The sequence below is a fragment of the Roseobacter sp. HKCCA0882 genome, assembly GCF_037805225.1.
Taxonomy (GTDB): Bacteria; Pseudomonadota; Alphaproteobacteria; order Rhodobacterales; family Rhodobacteraceae; genus M30B80.
Window position 1 is genome coordinate 1,592,287 of sequence record NZ_JBBLYI010000001.1, and the last position, 16,639, is coordinate 1,608,925.

Below are 16,639 nucleotides of genomic sequence, written 5' to 3' on the forward strand. Positions count from 1 at the left end.
GGCATGGGTTTACTGCCCTGTCGCCCATCATTCAAGCACCCCTTGGCGCAAAGAAATAGCCTGTCGCCTTTCGCGTTTTGAGGGGCGTCCATGTCCCTCCATCTGGGGCTTTTCTGGAACAGTTTCTTTGATCTCGCTCAAATCGGCATAACAGGCCTGCGCCTCCGAGGCGGGGCCGCGGCGGACGGGCAAGGATATAACCCGCACCACGCGCACCGTCTGGCCTTGTGCGAAGGTCAGAACATCCCCCGCGCCGATGGCAGTTGCGGGTTTGGTAACCCGCGCGCTGTTCACCCGCACCGCCCCCTCCTCAACAATACGGGTGGCGAGGCTGCGGGTTTTGAAGAACCGCGCGTGCCACAGCCATTTATCAATCCGCAAGGTCGGGCGGGATTGGGTCAACCTTTCTCCTTCAGACCCATCAAGGCCTGCGCAAATGGGTTATCGGGATCAATGCGATCTTTTTTCTCGGGCTTGGCGCTGAAACTGCGCGCGGCCTCAGGCTTGCCGCCCTGACCCTTCCCTTTGGGCCCGCGCTGCGGCTTGCCACCTTTGCGCGGAGGCCGTCCTGATCCATCCGCCTCACCCGCACCTTCGCGGCGCGGGTTTGATTTACGATCCCGCCGTGGTGGCGCCCATTTGAAGTTATAGAAAACTTCCATCTCTGGGGCATCCTCTGGGGCATCGGTTGCAGCAGCATCTGCCACCTGTGGCACTTCGGTGGTTGGCTCAGGGGTAGTTTCGGCGGGTTCCGCATCCGTGGCGGCATCAGGCGCTGCGATCTCGGCGGGGGCATCAACCACCGCCTTAACCTTCACCCGTTCGCCCCTCTCAGCGCGATAGCCAAGACCTGTCATCAAATCCGCGAATTGCTCCAGCGTGAGGCCCGTGATGGACAGCATATCTGCATTGCCCTCGAACCCTGCGCGGCTGTCTTCCTTGCGCAGCATGTCAGCGAGACGTTCAAGCATATCAATACGGATCGCACGCGTGCCAGCAGGACGGTAACCTGACATTGTGAAATACCCCTCTGGCGCTTCTGCGTCATTGGGAATTGTCACGAGCCCCGGAGGGGGGCTTTCGGGGAATTGATCCAACTTGCCTGCCAACGCCCATAGAACCAAGCGCAACCGTGTCGGCGCGGGTTTTAGCAAGGCAGGCATGAACACGGTGAACTGACCAAAGCGCACCCCATGTTTGCGCAAGAGCGCGCGTGCCTCTTGATCAAGGGCTTTGACATCGTCTGCGACATCGCTGCGCGGCAAGATGCCCATGGCCTCAGACAGGCGGAAGGCAAAACCGCGCGCAAGCCCCGTGATGCCCTCATCTTTTTGCATCGCCAACATAGGCTCAAACAGGGCCGCAATTTTGCGATCAATAAAATGCTGCAAGCGCCGCTGCACTTTCTGGATAACCTCAGGGCCAGCATCCTCGTCAACAAAGGCCTCAGCCACGGGGCGTGTTGCGTCACTGCCAAGGGTGAGTTTGCCAACCGCCGATTGGCCCCACATCAGCCCACCTTGCTCGGTGAAGTCAAATTCCGTGTCGGGTGCATTATACAGACGATCTGCGCGCAGATGCAGCTCGGGCTTGAGGGCAGCCACGGCGGCTTGGCGCAAAGTTTTCGCTTCATCAGGGGTGGCGGCACTATCTTGGCGGAAGCGGAACCCGTCCAAACGACCAATGAATTGGCCCTCTACGGTGACTTCCCCGTTTTCATTCACTTCGGCCACAAGGCTCTCCTTCTGTTTCAATCGCCGCATCAAAACCGATGTGCGCCGATCGACAAATCTTTGGGTCAGTCGCTCATGGAGCGCATCTGACAAGCGGTCTTCTACCGCACGGGTTTCCTCGCGCCAATACGCGACATCATCCACCCAAGCAGCACGTTGTGCGACAAATGTCCATGTGCGGATATAAGCCAAGCGTTTCGATAATGTGTCAATGTCGCCATCTTGCCGATCAATCCGCTTTACCTGCCGCGCAAGCCAATCATCAGGCACGCGGCCCAATTCATGCAAATATTGAAAGATACCCGCCAAGAGGCTGCTATGCTCAGCGGGGCTAATCCCCCGAAAATCAGGGATACAGCATACATCCCACAAAAGCCGCACATCTTGGGCATCTCTGATCCGATGGGTCACATCAGCCCGTTCCGAAAGCGTCCGCAGCGCGATGACATCATCGGCTGCACGCGCCCGCGTCAGCCATTCATTGTCGGTTTGCGCCTCTAAAGACATCAAAAGACGCGAAATTGATCCAAATGACAGGCGACTGTTGCGCCATTGCAATTTGCGGATAGGGGCAAAACGATGCTCGGTGATGGCTTTAGCCACTTCATCATCTAATGGGCTTGCCTCGCCCGTCACACCAAATGTGCCTTGCAAAGTATGACGGCCCGCGCGGCCCGCGATCTGACCCAATTCATTCGGCGCCAAATCGCGCATCTTGCGACCATCAAATTTGCGCAGCCCCGAAAAGGCCACGTGCTTGATATCCAGATTAAGCCCCATGCCAATGGCATCCGTAGCCACCAGAAATTCAACATCGCCGTTTTGATATAAATCGACCTGTGCATTGCGTGTGCGCGGGCTAAGCGCACCCATCACAACCGCAGCACCACCCTTTTGGCGGCGCAAAAGCTCGGCAATGGCATAGACGTTTTCAACCGAAAACCCGACAATGGTCGAGCGCGGCGACATGCGCGACAGTTTCTTTGAACCAGTATAGGTCAGTTCAGAAAAGCGTTCTCGCCTCAGGAATTGCGCCTTCGGCACAAGCGCCGCGATTGCGCCCCGCATCGTATCTGCGCCCAGAAACAACGTCTCATGCAGGCCCCGCGCGTGAAGCAAGCGGTCGGTAAAGACATGGCCCCGCTCTGGATCAGCACAAAGTTGGATTTCATCCACAGCCAAAAAATCGCATGCGTGATTTGTGGGCATCGCCTCGACTGTGCAGACCCAATATTGCACGCGATCAGGAATGATGCGTTCCTCGCCCGTGATCAGCGCGACCACGGAAGGGCCGCGTATGGCCACGATGCGATCATAGACTTCGCGCGCCAGGAGGCGCAAAGGCAGGCCAATCACGCCAGTGCGATGCGCCAACATCCTCTCGATGGCGTAATGGGTTTTGCCCGTATTGGTGGGGCCTAATACGGCAGCGATCCGCCCTTGGCCCATCAATGTGCCCGTCATGCCGCCCATCTTGCCCGTTTTAGGCAGAGCCCTGCCCGCCTCTTGCCTAGAGGCTGATTCCTTCAAGCTGGCGCTCCAGCCGCTCCACTGCCTGTTCTAGGTCGGGGCGATGCGGATGTATAGCGCGCGCGGCACGAAAAGCGTCCAAAGCATGGGAATAGGCCTCCACCTGCTCCATGATCATGCCCAATCCCGTGAGCGCCCCAAAATGATTGGGGTTCAGGGCCAAAGTGCGCGCGATATCATCAAGGCTTGGGCCATAATCGCCCATTTCATAAAATAGGGTCGCGCGCGCGTTCCAGCCTTCCGCAAATTCAGGCGCATGATCGGTCAAGGCCGTCAAATGGGTCAATGCAGCGGAATAATCCCCCCGTGCCATGGCCTGCCTGCCACGGCGCAGCAACAAATCCATCGCGGGAGAGCCCGAGCGCGACCAAAAGTTTAGGATTTCGGCTTCGACACGTTCCCAATCGGGCAAAACGGGGGTTTGCAACTCGCTCAACAGGGAGGCGAGCCTTGCATCGGATGCAGCCTCCTCACTTGGTGCAGCAGGCGCAGATTGTGCGAGGGCAGCACAGCAGAGGGCCGTATTTATTGAAAATACCGCGATCAGGATGTTGAAGCTGATCCGAAATAGCCACATCATATGTGAGAAGTTAGCAGCCAATCACGCGACATCCAGTCCTGATTTTCAAAATCCTTGCGGTGAGGCCGCGTTATGAAAGAGAAATTCCAATGTCCGATTTGATTGCCGCAGCCGTGGATGCAATCGCCAAAAAACTGGTCAAACCTTACGATGGCGCGGCTAAATTCGTGATCGAGGGGGCAGGTTGCGTGATTATCCAAGGCGCAGACGTGCGCCCCAGTGACGAGGCTGAACCTGCCGATGTGACCATGCGTGCAACATCAGAGGTGTTCCAAGACATCCTCGCAGGGCGACTAAACCCCGCCATGGCATTTATGTCAGGCAAACTTAAACTTGAGGGCGATATGAGTGCCGCCATGCGCCTTGGTGGGGTTCTGGCGTGACACCTCCCCCGTTTTACGGCGCAGATCGGCCCGAGGATATACGTTGGATCACCGCCGCAGACGGCAAACGCTTACGCGCGGGCCATTGGCCGAAGGGGCAAAAGGGAACAATTCTTTTGTTCACGGGGCGCACCGAATTCCTTGAGAAATACACGGATGCGTCCCAAACTTTTGCCGCGCTTGGATGGGGGATAGCTTCGCTTGATTGGCGGGGTCAAGGCCTCTCGGCGCGGTTGCTAGAAGATCCACAAATCGGTCATGTGGGTGATTTTTCTGAATATCAACGCGATGTGGATGCGTTTCTTGACTATTGCGCGCGTTGCGATTTGCCCAAGCCATGGGTCATGTTCGCCCATTCGATGGGCGGCGCTATCGGCTTGCGCGCCCTTCACAACGGGTTCCGCCCCGCAGCTGCGGTGTTCTCTGCGCCAATGTGGGATATTCAACTGAGCCCCGTCTTGCGGATCTTGGCCAAGGTTGCCTATGTCATCGCTAAGCCGATTGGCCGTGCCGCGCGCTATGCGCCCACGCAAGGCCCGCATGAGCCGATGGTGTTTGAAGGCAATCCCCTAACCCATGATCAGGCGCGTCTCGATTGGATGAAGGAACAAGCCAAGGCAGACCCGCTGCTGACCCTTGGGGGGGCATCCATTTCATGGGTCTATCATGCCTTGACCGAGTGTCAGGCCCTTGCCGCACTGCCTGCGCCAAAAGGTGTTCCGACCCTTGGCTTTGTCGGCACGGATGAGCGCGTGGTCTCGCGCGAGAGAATTGCAGAGATCATGGCGACATGGCCTGATGGTCAGTTTCTTGAAATTGAAGGCGCCGCGCATGAGGTGTTGATGGAAACAGATCCCCTGCGCGATCAAGCCTTGCGCGCCATAGCCCAGATTTTGGGGCGCGTTGCCCCTTAGGGGCAATGCGGGGCAATCTGCCCTTGGGATAACACCACCACCCGATCCATGCGCGCAGCCAAGGCGTGGTTATGGGTGGCCACAAGCGCGGCCATGTTGGAGGCGCGCACGAGATCAAGCAGCATATCAAACACCATATCCGCCGTATCAGGATCAAGATTGCCCGTTGGCTCATCCGCCAAAAGCATCCGTGGTGCATTGGCCAAAGCACGGCAAATTGCCACGCGCTGCTGCTCGCCTCCAGACATTTGGGCGGGGCGATGCTGCGCCCTTTGCGAGAGGCCAACACGATCAAGCAAAGCGGCGGCCCGTGCCCGCGCTGCCCCCTCATCATGGCCAAGGGCCAATTGTGGCAGCACGATATTCTCTAGCGCGCTGAATTCAGGCAAGAGATGGTGAAATTGATACACAAACCCCAGATCACGGCAGCGTGCAGCACTGCGCCCCGCATCAGTCGCGCGCGCCATGGCCTGACCGCAGAGATCAACCTGCCCCGCGTCAGGCGTATCAAGCAAGCCCGCGATATGCAAAAGCGTGGATTTACCAGCGCCTGACGGCGCAATGAGCCCAACAATCTCGCCTGCATGAATGCGCAGATCCGCACCCGACAAAACACGCGTCTCATTGGGGCGACCAAGGTTATAGGACTTTTCCACCCCCTCAAGGCGCAGCACAGGCTGATCACTCATAACGCAGTGCCTCCACAGGGTTCATTCGCGCCGCACGGCGCGCAGGGAAAATCGTCACCAAAAATGACAGCCCAAGCGACAGGGACATGGCGGAAAGAATATCGCCCATCTCCAATCGGGCAGGCAATTGCGACAGATATCGAACCGAAGGATCCCAGACCCCGCCCCCTGCCATCCAATTCACGGCAGCAAAAATGGGATCAATATAAATCGCGAAGGCCGAGCCAAGGGCCACGCCAAATAGCGTTCCCGCCACCCCTACAGAGGCCCCGCAAATGAAGAAGACGCGCAAAATCGCCCCTTGCGTGAGGCCAACTGTTCGCAAAATCCCAATATCGCGCCCCTTGTTTTTAACCAACATGATAAGGCCCGAAACAATATTGAGCGTGGCAATCATCACGAGGATCGACAAGATGATGAACATCACATTGTCCTCCATTTGCAACGCTTGCAAAAAGGCGCCAGAACTGTCTTCCCAAGTCCACGCTGTGGCCATGGGCCCCGCTGCACCGAACACACGGGTCACGGCCGCATTTGCTTGTTCGGGGTCGTCCAGCATCACATCGATGCGATCAACCAAACCTTCGCGGTTAAAATAGGGCTGCGCTTGATCAAGTGGCATATAGACCCGCACGCGGTCGATATCGAAACGGCCCACTTGGAAAATATAGACCACTTCAGCATTCACAATGCGCGGGCTTGTGCCAAAAGCGGTGCGCGCGCCATCGGGCGAAATCAGGCGGATTTGATCTCCAACCACCACCCCCAATTCCCGCGCCACGCCCGAGCCGATAGCGACACCTTGATCAAATTGATCCAGATTGCCCCATGCGCGTTCAGGGTCCGCAACAAGGGGCAGACTGCGCAAATCTGCGCCTGTGATCCCCACAACCTCAACGCCTGCATTTCGGCCAAAAGCGGCGGCCATGACCTGCCCCGTGACCACCGGGGCCACGTGGGCCACGCCATCTAGCGTTGCAATTGCCGAAGCAATATCAGTGTAATCTGAAATCTCACGGCTCATCGCGCCTGTTGCGCTGTAATTGGGCGCACCATAGACCGAAATATGCGGGTTCGCGCCCAAAATCGTTCCAACAAATTCATGTCGAAACCCCGCCCGCACCGAGAGGGTCGCAATCAGCGCCGCCACGGCCAAAGCGATGCCAAGAAAGCTGATCCATGTCATCGCGGACACGCCCCCCTCAGCACGGCGGGCGCGCAGGTAGCGCATGGCGATCATAAATTCAAACCGCGCAAACGGGCGCGGGGAACGCGGTGCAGGGTTGGCGGTGGCAGCGGTGGTCATGACCACTCCTTCGCAAGGCTTCCTTGCCCTGATTTAGGCCTTCTTGAGGCGCTCTACAACTTGGCTCGCGTTTTCGTCAGGCGGAAACACGGGATAGATCACATCTTCGATCACCCCATCGCAACAGATCAGGGTCAGGCGTTTCAACAACACCTCCCCCGCAACCTCAAAACTAGGCAACCGCAGCGCATCGCGCAGTGCAAGCCCCTGATCCGATAGCATCGCATAGGGCAGATGCAGACGCAGAACCGCCTCAGCCTGATAGGCGCTGTCTTGGGTTGAAAGGCCAAAAAGATGATCGACCCCAAGCGCGCGCAAATCTGCGTAAAGATCACGAAACGCACAAGATTGCGGGGTGCAGCCCCGCGCGCCGGGTATGTCATTCCACCCGTCTGGCAGCGCGACATCAGGTCGTCCCGTGCGCGGATAGGCAAAGATCACGCTCCGCCCCTGAAGCGCCGCCAGAGAGACGACCGCCCCATCAGTGGCAGGCAAAGATACATCAGGCAAGGTCATACCGCGCAAGTGATCTGCCGCACCATCATCAACAGGCGCAGGGATGGTTGACCAATCAACTTCAAGCCCGTGCTTGGCAGATGCAGACATGGCCACGCTCCTCAGCTCTGGATATGCCCGAAATGCGGGGCGTAAATCTCGACCAAGCGCGCAATCGCATCTTCTGGCTTCATCTCAACGCTTTCGCCCGTGCGCCGCGAGGTCAATTCAACCACGCCATTGGCAAGGCCACGCGGGCCAACAGTGATACGCCATGGCAGGCCGATCAAGTCCATCGTGGCGAATTTGCCCCCTGCCCGCTCGGCGCGATCATCATAAAGTGGCTCAAGACCCTTGGCACTGAGGGCGTTGTAAATCTCGTCACAGGCTGCATCTGCGGCAGCATCACCCTGCTTGAGATTGACAATCCCGCAATGGAACGGGGTCACGCCTTCGGGCCAGATGATGCCATTATCATCGTGGTTGGCTTCAATGATCGCACCCAAAAGACGGCTCACCCCGATGCCATGGCTGCCCATATGGACGGGCACACGATTGCCATCACGATCTGAGACAACAGCCCCCATTGCCTCTGAATATTTTGTGCCAAAATAGAAAATCTGGCCCACCTCAATCCCGCGCGCCACGCGCTGACGCGCTTCGGGCAATTGCGCGAAAATCTCGGCATCATGTGTTTCATCTGTGCGCGCATAGCGGCTTGTGAATTCCTCCAGCACGCTTTGGCACTGGTCGACATTGTCGTAATCAATATCCCGATCACCAAAACGCAGATCCGTGATTTCGCTGTCATAGAATACCTCAGACTCGCCTGTCTCGGCCAGAACAAGGAATTCATGGGTGTAATCGCCGCCAATAGGGCCGCCATCAGCGCGCATCGGAATTGCTTGCAGCCCCATACGTTCATAGCTGCGCAGGTAACTGACCAAATGGCGGTTATAGGCGTGCAGCGCATCCTCTTTGGTCAGATCGAAATTATACCCGTCCTTCATCAAGAATTCGCGGCCCCGCATGACACCGAAACGCGGGCGGATTTCATCGCGGAATTTCCACTGGATATGATAGAGCGTCAGCGGCAAATCCTTGTAACTGCCGACATGGGCGCGGAAGATATCAGTGATCAATTCCTCATTGGTCGGGCCATAGAGCATATCGCGGCCATGGCGGTCTGTGATGCGCAGCATTTCTTGGCCGTAATCATCATAGCGTCCGCTCTCGCGCCAAAGATCGGCAGATTGCAAGGTGGGCATCAGCATTGGAATATGGCCTGCGCGCACCTGCTCTTCATGCACGATCGTCTCGATCCGCTTGAGAACCTTATAGCCCAAAGGAAGCCAGCTATAGATCCCCGCACTGGTCTGTTTGATCATGCCTGCGCGCAGCATCAAGCGGTGGCTTGCAATCTGCGCTTCGGAGGGCGTTTCTTTCAGGACGGGCAGGAAATAGCGGGTCAGGCGCATAGCGATCCTCATGGATTATGGTGATGCGCCCTCTCAATCAGGCGCAATACGTTTGACAAAACCGCTTAGGCCATCATCCGCGATGCGGCAAGGGGCCTGTGGCCAAGATGCTAATGTGTGCTGTTGGAAAAAAGCTGCACCACCACAATGCCGCTCACGATCATGCCAATCCCAATGATGCCCGCAAGGTCAAGTTTTTGCCCATAAACCCACAGCCCCACCAGTGCGATTGCGGCAATCCCTGCCCCTGACCAAATCGCATAGACCACGGCCAAATCAAAAACCCGCAAGGCCTGTGAAAGCATGACAAAGGCCAAGCCGTAACTGATGACAACCACCACAGATGGCAAAACCCGTGTGAACCCATCAGAAGCCTTGAGCGCGCTTGTTCCCGCAACTTCGGCGCATATCGCGATAGTAAGATAGATCCAATGCATGGGTTAAGCTGCCTTCTACCCCAGAGCGGGTTAATCAAAGAAGGGCATCGGATCGATGGCTTCGAACCCGCGCCGCACCTCAAAATGCAAGAAGGACGGCGAACCAGGCCCAACCTCGGCAATGGTTTGACCGCGGCTGACACGATCCCCGCGCGAGACGGTGATGTCGCGAATATTGGCGTAAACGGTCAGCAACCCATCGGCATGGCGCAAAACCAAGATCGGCACTTGATCCGTATCTTGGGTAATCGCCGCCACTTCGCCCGCCTCCGCTGCGCGGACGGGCGTGCCAACCGCCGAGGCGATATCAACCCCCTCATTGCTGGCCGAGAAGGCACGGATGATATTGCCCGATACGGGGCGCAACAAAGCCCCCCCTGCATCTGCCACTGCAGGCGCGGCTGCCTGCGGCTGCGCAGCAGGTGCGGGTGCGCTGCTTGGGGTCGCGGGGCGCGGCGCAGGCACAGTGCTGCTTGCAGGTGCGACTGCGCTTTGTTGCGCGGGCAGCGTTTCGCTGGTGATGGGGGCTGGCAAAGCTTGGCTTGCAGAAGGCGGTGGGGGTGGGGTCGAGGCACCTGGCACCGCCCCATCGGCAATAGTGCCTGTGGCGGTTTCAAGGGCCAACGGAATGACGAGATATTGCCCCTCACGCACTTCGAGATCGGGGCCGAGCCCGTTCCAATCCGACAAGGCGCGCACAGACACGTTGTAAAGACGCGCAATGGAATAGGCCGTTTCCCCGCGTGTCACGCGGTGGCGCACAGGCTCTTGACCAGATTGCACGGCGGGCGATTGCGGGCTGCGTGTCTCAGCCGCATCAATGGCCGAGCTTGCAATCTGCGTGATGTCCCGTCCCGCACCGCCACTGCCCACACGCGCATCACGCGGCAAGGCCAAAACCTCGTTCGGGCGCAGCGGATCATCCGCAGTGCGACCATTGAACCGCGCCAAACTGTCTGCATCAATACCGATGCGCGATGCCACGCTGCGCACTGTGTCACCCGACCGCGCGACAGCAAGCTGATAATTGGGATAGGTGATTAAACCTTGCGCATCAGGTTCAGGCCGTGGAGCTGTGGCGCTGACATCCGTGTTGGAAATTGCGTTTCCACGGAAATCAAAATCCAAATCGCTGACCGCACCAACGCAGCCCGACAACAGCGCAGCGCTCAGCCCGAAGGCGAGAATATTGGTCACAGGCAAGTGGCGCGCCACCGAAAATTTGCGTTTCATCATCTGCTCTTTCAGCTTCTGGCCGCTCAGCCAGAGGGAGGGCATCGGTTTCACCGCTGCACGTTCTTTACGCTCAACCATATATCAAAGATGCGGGTCGTTTCTACCCTTTGTCCCGCGTTATTGCGCGCTTTATGCCTCGGCCAAGCCTTCGACAAGCGGGACAAAGCGGACAGGCATCAATTCTTCGTAGTCAAACCCGTCCTCATGGCGCACAACCTTGATCAGGCTTTGCACCTGATCGGACTGCCCCACAGGCAGCACCATTATGCCGCCCACCTTCAGCTGCGCCAATAAGGGTGTCGGCGGGTCCTCGGCCGCGGCTGTGACGAGGATACGATCAAACGGGGCTTGTTCCTCCATCCCGAAACACCCGTCCCCTGTCACAACAGTGACATTGGGGATACCGAGCGCCGTGATCACCTCTTGCGCGGCACGGGTCAGGTTGCGATGGCGGTCGATCGTATAGACGCGGCGCGCCAGATGCGACAGCACCACAGCCTGATATCCAGACCCTGTGCCAATTTCCAAAACCTTATCGCGTTCGCTCACCTCAAGGGCTTGGGTCATCAACCCCACCACGGAAGGTTGCGAGATGGTCTGACCCGAGGCAATCGGCAAGGGCATATCTTCATAGGCCCGATCCGCGAAATGGCCGCGCACAAACATGCCGCGGTCGACTTTTTCCATAGCCGCCAAAACACGCGCATTGCTGATCCCCTTGGAGCGCAAGGTCAACAGAAACTGCATTTTGCGTTCGGCCAAATCGCTCATATTGGATCACTCAAGGCGGGATTTCAGATCTGACAACGCATCATGAGCGGTCAAATCTGCGCGCATTGGCGTGATTGAGATATAACCTGCCAAATTGGCATGGGCATCTGTATCGGGCTGGGTCGGCACATCTTGCGCGCCGCCCTTGATCCACAAAAAGCGGCGCTGGTTGGGGGCGATCATAGCCTCGACTTTAAAGCTTATTTCGCGGCGAAAGCCCTGCGCAACAACGCGGCGCCCTTTCACATCTGCTGCGGCAACGGGTGGGAAATTCACGTTATAAAACAGCCGATAATCATTTTGATCCCAATGCGCCTGCTGCCACAACGCGCGCAAAAGATCTGCGCCATGCGCCTCGGCAGCCTCAAACGGGTTTTCCAGATGGGCATTATGCGGCCCGAAATATTGCGACAATGCGATTGCAGGCAAGCCCTGCAAGGCCGCCTCCATCGCACCGCCAATCGTGCCAGAGTAGAGCACGTTCTCAGCAGAATTATTGCCGCGATTGATGCCAGACAAAACCAAATCTGGCGGGCAGTCTTGCAGCACATCGTAAAGCCCCGCCAAAACGCAATCCGCAGGCGTGCCTTCAGCGGCAAATTTTTTGGGGCCAAGTTCAGCGATCATCGTAGGATGCACATAGGAGATGCAATGCGCGACACCTGACTGTTCAAAGGCAGGGGCAACCGTCCAAACTTCGCCATCAGGGCCTGCCAGATCAGTTGCTATTTTGTAAAGGCTGGCCAGACCCGGCGCATTGATGCCATCGTCATTGGTAATCAGAATTCGCATCAATCGCACTCCTTCACGGCTATCGTTCTGTGAGTGTTGTTAGCGAAGGGGGCGGCGCACGACAAGGGCAGAGCTGCGCTGTGAGGATCGCCTAACTGATCCGAAGCGCATGATTGCGCCGCGCCGTGTAGATCGCCGAAGCGGCGGCGCCAATAGCGCAAGCGAGCATCAAATAAATCAGCGGATAGGCCTGATCCGATTGAGACAGAATGACGCCCGAAAGCGCGGAAAGACTGGCCCCACCCGCCAACATTATCGAGCCACCAAGCCCCGAAGCCGTGCCCGCCAGATCAGGTCGGATGGACATCATCCCAGATGTCGCATTCGGCAGCACCATCCCATTTCCAAGGCCCACAAAAGTCATTGAGCCAAAAAAGACCAGTGCGGTTTTATAGCCTACGAAAAACAGACCCAAGCCTGTGCTGAGACCTGCAACGGTGATCAGTGCGCCCCATAGGATCATGCGGTCAACGCCCACGCGCACTGAGAAGCGCCCCGATATTAGATTACCAAAGAAATAACCCAAAGCGGGCACGCCAAAAAACAGGCCAAGCAATGCAGGCTCTAGACCGAAGATGCGCGCGCCCACCAAAGGAGCACCGCCCAAATAGGCAAAAAACGCGCCCGAGGCCAAAGTGCTTGATAGGCTATAGCCCCAAAAGCGGCGCGAAAGCAGCAAAGTGGGATATTGCGCGAATTGATCCCGCAAGCGCCCCTCCCCCTTCCGCGCGGTCTCGCCCAAATCAGCCCATGCCAAGAGCAAGATCACGAGGCCTGCGCCGAATAAGAGCCAGAAATTGGCCTTCCATCCGAAGGCTTGCCCCAAAGCGCCACCGATGACGGGGCCAACCATTGGAACAATCGCCATACCCATGGTGACATACCCAATCATCGAGGCCGCTTGATCCCGAGGGTAAAGGTCACGCACCACAGCACGTCCCAACACCAAACCCACAACAACGCTGGCTTGAATCATGCGAAACACCAGAAAGGTGATGACATCTGGCGCCCAAAGGCACCCCAAACTGGCCAAGCAATAGATCGCCACCCCAACAAGCATCACAGGTCTGCGGCCATAGCGATCAGAGAGCGGGCCAACCAACAGCTGCAAGGCAGCGTTCACCCCCAAATAAAGCGCCACAGAAAGCTGAACCACACCGTATTCTGCCCCGAAATACTCGGCCATCTGCGGCAAAGACGGCAGAAATACATTCATCGACAACGCGCCCAAGCCCGTGAGCACGATCAATGTGAAAATGGATGGGGCCGTGCTGCGGTCTAAGAACCGCTGCGGAGGGATGTGAGACATAGCCCATCGCTAAGCCCGTTTGACTAAACTGTCTAGTTCAAAATCTGCACATGGCGGCAATGCCTCTAATATTTGCAGATTTGCAAAATTATTAAAAGCAAAGCGAAGTAATTTGCAAATATGCCAGAGAAGACTCGCCCGACCACATCAGATTGCGTAAGGTCAACGCAATTGTGAGACCGCCCCATGACGCGGCACGAAGGAGGATCGCCTGATGAAGGATATTTTGCAACAGCTTGAGGATCGCCGCGCGGAGGCGCGTTTGGGGGGCGGGCAAAAGCGCATTGATGCCCAGCACAGCAAAGGCAAGCTGACCGCACGCGAACGGATAGAACTGTTGCTCGATGAAGGCTCCTTCGAAGAATATGATATGTTCATCACCCATCGCTGCACCGATTTTGGGATGGCCGAAAGCAAGCCACGCGGCGATGGGGTGATCACGGGATGGGGCACCATCAATGGCCGCTTGGTCTATGTGTTTAGCCAAGACTTTACCGTGCTTGGCGGTTCCGTATCGGAAACCCACGCGCAAAAAATCTGCAAAATTATGGATATGGCCATGCAAAATGGCGCGCCTGTGATCGGCATGAACGACTCAGGCGGTGCGCGCATCCAAGAAGGCGTTGCCTCCTTGGCTGCCTATGGCGAGATTTTTCAACGCAATATTGAGGCATCAGGCGTTATTCCGCAGATCAGCCTGATCATGGGGCCATGTGCGGGCGGTGCGGTCTACAGCCCCGCGATGACTGATTTTATTTTCATGGTCAAAGACAGCTCATACATGTTCGTCACAGGGCCAGATGTTGTGAAAACCGTGACCAACGAGGTCGTCACAGCCGAAGAATTGGGCGGCGCCTCGACACATACCAAGAAAAGCTCGGTCGCGGATGCCGCCTTTGAAGATGACGTTCAGGCTATCTCAGAAGTGCGCCGATTGATTGATTTCCTTCCGCTATCCAACCGCGAAAAACCCCCAGTCCGCCCCTTCTACGATACGCCCAATCGGATCGAAGAGAGCCTTGATACGCTCGTCCCCGACACCCCCAACACGCCCTATGATATGAAAGAACTGATCGAAAAGGTCGCGGATGAGGGCGATTTTTACGAGATCCAGGAAAATTTCGCGAAAAACATTATCACGGGCTTTATCCGCCTTGAGGGGCAGACCGTGGGTGTCGTTGCCAATCAGCCGATGGTGCTGGCGGGCGTTCTTGATATCGACTCGAGCCGCAAAGCCGCCCGCTTCGTACGTTTTTGCGACTGCTTCGAGATCCCGATCCTGACCTTGGTGGATGTTCCAGGCTTCCTGCCAGGCACGAAGCAGGAATATGACGGGGTGATCAAGCACGGCGCAAAGCTACTCTTTGCTTATGGCGAGGCGACCGTGCCAAAAGTCACTGTCATCACCCGCAAAGCCTATGGCGGGGCCTATGTGGTTATGGCCTCCAAACATCTGCGCGCCGATGTCAATTACGCGTGGCCCACCTCAGAGGTGGCCGTTATGGGCGCGAAAGGTGCCACGGAGATCCTCTATCGTTCCGAATTGGGCGATGCCGCAAAAATCGCGCAGCGCACCAAAGATTATGAGGATCGGTTCGCCAATCCTTTCGTGGCCGCAGAGCGTGGGTTCATTGACGAGGTGATCCAACCGCAATCCACCCGCAAGCGCGTTTGCAAAGCCTTTGCCATGCTTCGCAGCAAAAAGCGCAGCATGCCATGGAAGAAGCACGACAATATCCCGCTCTAGGACAGAACGGCCCATCATGTACATGAAAATCATGTTTAATTTATATTTAAAATTTCCTTTGACTGCGTATATCATGCGCGCAAGCCATGAGTTCATGGCCAAAGCGTTGCGCGAATTCGGAAGCGAATTTGCGCCTATAACAAAGTTGAGGAGAGCAAGATGTCAGCGAGCATCAAAATTATTCTGGTTGCGGCAGGTTTGGCCAGCCTTGCAGGCTGTGCGCAACGCGCGCCTGTGCAAGACGAAGTCATCTATGTCGAGCCTGCGCCAATCATGCCAGAGCCTGTTTACAACAAATACCGCTGAACCGCGTTATAATCGGTTTGGGTACACGATGGCCGCTCCTTACGAGGTGCGGCCATGATCAAACATCGCGGTTTCCCCTCGCGCCTTCCAGGCACCGATTATCACTTCACCATCCGCCGTGAAAGCCGTGAAGGGGCCACCCCCCTTAAGCGCCGCGAGCGTTTTGCGGATCGCAAAGCCGCAGATCGCCGCGCAGATGCAGCTTTTATGGAGGCGTTGTGGCTCTATTTTGGCGAGGCCCCTTTCGAGCGGGGAAATCTCGATGCAGGTCGCCTGTCATGGCTCTTTGGGCGCGAAATTATCGCCGCCGAAGACCCGTTTGATCCAGAAAGCTATGATGCGCTTTTGCGGATTGATGTGGCCCGCGCACAGGCCGCCTTCCCTGAAGCCTTTGATGGATCAGGCGTTTGGGAGGGGCGATCGGCATGAATCTGCCCATCTTCGACAGATTTCAGCTAATTGCCGCTGATGCCAAATCTGCGCCCGCTTCCCCACTTGAAGCACGGCAGCCGCCTGCCCATATGATTGGTCACGCAACGGATTTTACCTCCTATTCTAGCCGCTGCAGCGGGGCCCATACGGCCCCAGGATGTTCCATCTATTCCCCTTCGAAAGGGTCGGTGCGCCCCACGCATCGACCCTCTAGGATTGCATGGATAAACCATGTATTATTTTCGCATATAGGCAGTCATCGGACAGGAGATCCAATATGCAAAAAACACTCAAACTCTTCGGCATCGTTCTTGTGGGCGCAATGCTTTCGGCTTGCGTCTCCTCAGATATTGAGCGCGCGGGCGTTGGCGCCGCTGCGGGGGCTGGTGCAGCTGTTATCTTGGATGGCGACATTGCCACAGGCGCCATTGTCGGCGCAGCAGGCGGTGCGCTTTGTGACGATGTGGGGCTGTGCCGCCGCTAACCCAGCGCAATACGTAA

At 57.0% G+C, this 16,639-nt stretch carries 18 protein-coding genes; 6 read left to right on the forward strand and 12 right to left on the reverse strand.

The features are described 5' to 3' along the window. Positions 1–27: 27 nt before the first annotated feature. Genes AAC622_RS08085 through AAC622_RS08095 form a run of 3 tightly spaced genes read right to left on the reverse strand, consistent with a single transcriptional unit; the run spans position 28 to position 3,864 of the window. Complete coding sequence (locus tag AAC622_RS08085; protein WP_340261302.1) at positions 28–402, reverse strand: RNA-binding S4 domain-containing protein; 375 nt, start codon at positions 400–402, stop codon at positions 28–30. Continuing rightward, positions 399–3,197 carry a helicase-related protein gene (locus AAC622_RS08090; protein WP_340261513.1) on the reverse strand — a complete coding sequence of 933 codons (2,799 nt, stop codon included), beginning with the start codon at positions 3,195–3,197 and terminating at the stop codon, positions 399–401. Before AAC622_RS08090 ends, AAC622_RS08085 begins: the two co-directional genes overlap by 4 nt. 46 nt (positions 3,198–3,243) lie before the next feature. After that, the gene (locus tag AAC622_RS08095; RefSeq protein ID WP_340261304.1) at positions 3,244–3,864 is read right to left on the reverse strand and encodes a tetratricopeptide repeat protein; all 621 of its coding nucleotides are present in this window, start codon (positions 3,862–3,864) and stop codon (positions 3,244–3,246) included. Between the two features lie 68 nt (positions 3,865–3,932). Here AAC622_RS08095 and AAC622_RS08100 point away from each other — a divergent pair, with 68 nt between their 5' ends. Then, positions 3,933–4,226: an SCP2 sterol-binding domain-containing protein gene (locus AAC622_RS08100; RefSeq protein ID WP_340252356.1), complete on the forward strand. Its 294-nt coding sequence runs from the start codon at positions 3,933–3,935 to the stop codon at positions 4,224–4,226. Continuing rightward, a complete protein-coding gene (locus tag AAC622_RS08105; RefSeq protein ID WP_340261306.1) occupies positions 4,223–5,140 on the forward strand; it encodes an alpha/beta hydrolase in 918 nt (305 codons plus the stop codon). The genes AAC622_RS08100 and AAC622_RS08105 overlap by 4 nt, the downstream gene beginning before the upstream one ends. Here the strand turns inward: AAC622_RS08105 and AAC622_RS08110 are convergent. The 9 genes from AAC622_RS08110 to AAC622_RS08150 form a co-directional block, all read right to left on the reverse strand. Then, complete coding sequence (locus AAC622_RS08110) at positions 5,137–5,829, reverse strand: ABC transporter ATP-binding protein (protein WP_340261308.1); 693 nt, start codon at positions 5,827–5,829, stop codon at positions 5,137–5,139. The two genes, AAC622_RS08105 and AAC622_RS08110, sit on opposite strands and share 4 nt — an antisense overlap. Further along, complete coding sequence (locus AAC622_RS08115; RefSeq protein ID WP_340261310.1) at positions 5,822–7,135, reverse strand: lipoprotein-releasing ABC transporter permease subunit; 1,314 nt, start codon at positions 7,133–7,135, stop codon at positions 5,822–5,824. The genes AAC622_RS08110 and AAC622_RS08115 overlap by 8 nt, the downstream gene beginning before the upstream one ends. Positions 7,136–7,168: 33 nt before the next feature. Further along, positions 7,169–7,741 (reverse strand): peroxiredoxin, encoded by a 573-nt coding sequence (locus tag AAC622_RS08120; protein WP_340261313.1) that lies wholly within the window; start codon positions 7,739–7,741, stop codon positions 7,169–7,171. 11 nt (positions 7,742–7,752) lie between these two features. Further along, positions 7,753–9,108: a proline--tRNA ligase gene (gene proS, locus AAC622_RS08125; protein ID WP_340261315.1), complete on the reverse strand. Its 1,356-nt coding sequence runs from the start codon at positions 9,106–9,108 to the stop codon at positions 7,753–7,755. A 110-nt stretch (positions 9,109–9,218) separates the two neighbouring features. Further along, the gene (locus tag AAC622_RS08130; RefSeq protein ID WP_340261318.1) at positions 9,219–9,545 is read right to left on the reverse strand and encodes a DMT family transporter; all 327 of its coding nucleotides are present in this window, start codon (positions 9,543–9,545) and stop codon (positions 9,219–9,221) included. 30 nt (positions 9,546–9,575) lie between these two features. Further along, positions 9,576–10,778, reverse strand: coding sequence for a peptidoglycan DD-metalloendopeptidase family protein (locus AAC622_RS08135; RefSeq protein ID WP_340261320.1), 1,203 nt, complete (start codon positions 10,776–10,778; stop codon positions 9,576–9,578). Between the two features lie 132 nt (positions 10,779–10,910). Next, complete coding sequence (locus AAC622_RS08140) at positions 10,911–11,552, reverse strand: protein-L-isoaspartate(D-aspartate) O-methyltransferase (protein WP_340261321.1); 642 nt, start codon at positions 11,550–11,552, stop codon at positions 10,911–10,913. 6 nt (positions 11,553–11,558) lie between these two features. Beyond that, entirely contained in the window at positions 11,559–12,344 is a 786-nt protein-coding gene (surE, locus tag AAC622_RS08145; RefSeq protein WP_340261323.1) for a 5'/3'-nucleotidase SurE, read from the reverse strand. Positions 12,345–12,435: 91 nt separating this feature from the next. After that, a complete protein-coding gene (locus AAC622_RS08150) occupies positions 12,436–13,653 on the reverse strand; it encodes a multidrug effflux MFS transporter (RefSeq protein ID WP_340261325.1) in 1,218 nt (405 codons plus the stop codon). Between the two features lie 214 nt (positions 13,654–13,867). On the opposite strand from AAC622_RS08150, the gene AAC622_RS08155 reads away from it, so the two are divergent. The 4 genes from AAC622_RS08155 to AAC622_RS08170 all read left to right on the forward strand — a co-directional run bounded on the left by AAC622_RS08155 (position 13,868) and on the right by AAC622_RS08170 (position 16,622). Beyond that, a complete protein-coding gene (locus AAC622_RS08155; protein WP_340261327.1) occupies positions 13,868–15,400 on the forward strand; it encodes an acyl-CoA carboxylase subunit beta in 1,533 nt (510 codons plus the stop codon). A 159-nt stretch (positions 15,401–15,559) separates the two neighbouring features. Then, positions 15,560–15,706, forward strand: coding sequence for a hypothetical protein (locus AAC622_RS08160; protein ID WP_317656231.1), 147 nt, complete (start codon positions 15,560–15,562; stop codon positions 15,704–15,706). Between the two features lie 54 nt (positions 15,707–15,760). Continuing rightward, entirely contained in the window at positions 15,761–16,135 is a 375-nt protein-coding gene (locus AAC622_RS08165; protein ID WP_340252380.1) for a hypothetical protein, read from the forward strand. Positions 16,136–16,415: 280 nt separating this feature from the next. Beyond that, positions 16,416–16,622 (forward strand): hypothetical protein, encoded by a 207-nt coding sequence (locus AAC622_RS08170; protein WP_317656234.1) that lies wholly within the window; start codon positions 16,416–16,418, stop codon positions 16,620–16,622. The last annotated feature ends 17 nt before the right edge of the window (positions 16,623–16,639 follow it).

Coding starts and splice junctions, on each gene's coding strand:
- AAC622_RS08090 (WP_340261513.1), bottom strand. CDS start 3,197: ATGACGGGCACATTGATGGGCCAAGGGCGGATCGCTGCCGTATTAGGC.
- AAC622_RS08100 (WP_340252356.1), top strand. CDS start 3,933: ATGTCCGATTTGATTGCCGCAGCCGTGGATGCAATCGCCAAAAAACTG.
- AAC622_RS08110 (WP_340261308.1), bottom strand. CDS start 5,829: ATGAGTGATCAGCCTGTGCTGCGCCTTGAGGGGGTGGAAAAGTCCTAT.
- AAC622_RS08115 (WP_340261310.1), bottom strand. CDS start 7,135: ATGACCACCGCTGCCACCGCCAACCCTGCACCGCGTTCCCCGCGCCCG.
- AAC622_RS08120 (WP_340261313.1), bottom strand. CDS start 7,741: ATGTCTGCATCTGCCAAGCACGGGCTTGAAGTTGATTGGTCAACCATC.
- proS (WP_340261315.1), bottom strand. CDS start 9,108: ATGCGCCTGACCCGCTATTTCCTGCCCGTCCTGAAAGAAACGCCCTCC.
- AAC622_RS08130 (WP_340261318.1), bottom strand. CDS start 9,545: ATGCATTGGATCTATCTTACTATCGCGATATGCGCCGAAGTTGCGGGA.
- AAC622_RS08135 (WP_340261320.1), bottom strand. CDS start 10,778: ATGAAACGCAAATTTTCGGTGGCGCGCCACTTGCCTGTGACCAATATT.
- AAC622_RS08140 (WP_340261321.1), bottom strand. CDS start 11,552: ATGAGCGATTTGGCCGAACGCAAAATGCAGTTTCTGTTGACCTTGCGC.
- surE (WP_340261323.1), bottom strand. CDS start 12,344: ATGCGAATTCTGATTACCAATGACGATGGCATCAATGCGCCGGGTCTG.
- AAC622_RS08150 (WP_340261325.1), bottom strand. CDS start 13,653: ATGTCTCACATCCCTCCGCAGCGGTTCTTAGACCGCAGCACGGCCCCA.
- AAC622_RS08155 (WP_340261327.1), top strand. CDS start 13,868: ATGAAGGATATTTTGCAACAGCTTGAGGATCGCCGCGCGGAGGCGCGT.
- AAC622_RS08160 (WP_317656231.1), top strand. CDS start 15,560: ATGTCAGCGAGCATCAAAATTATTCTGGTTGCGGCAGGTTTGGCCAGC.
- AAC622_RS08165 (WP_340252380.1), top strand. CDS start 15,761: ATGATCAAACATCGCGGTTTCCCCTCGCGCCTTCCAGGCACCGATTAT.
- AAC622_RS08170 (WP_317656234.1), top strand. CDS start 16,416: ATGCAAAAAACACTCAAACTCTTCGGCATCGTTCTTGTGGGCGCAATG.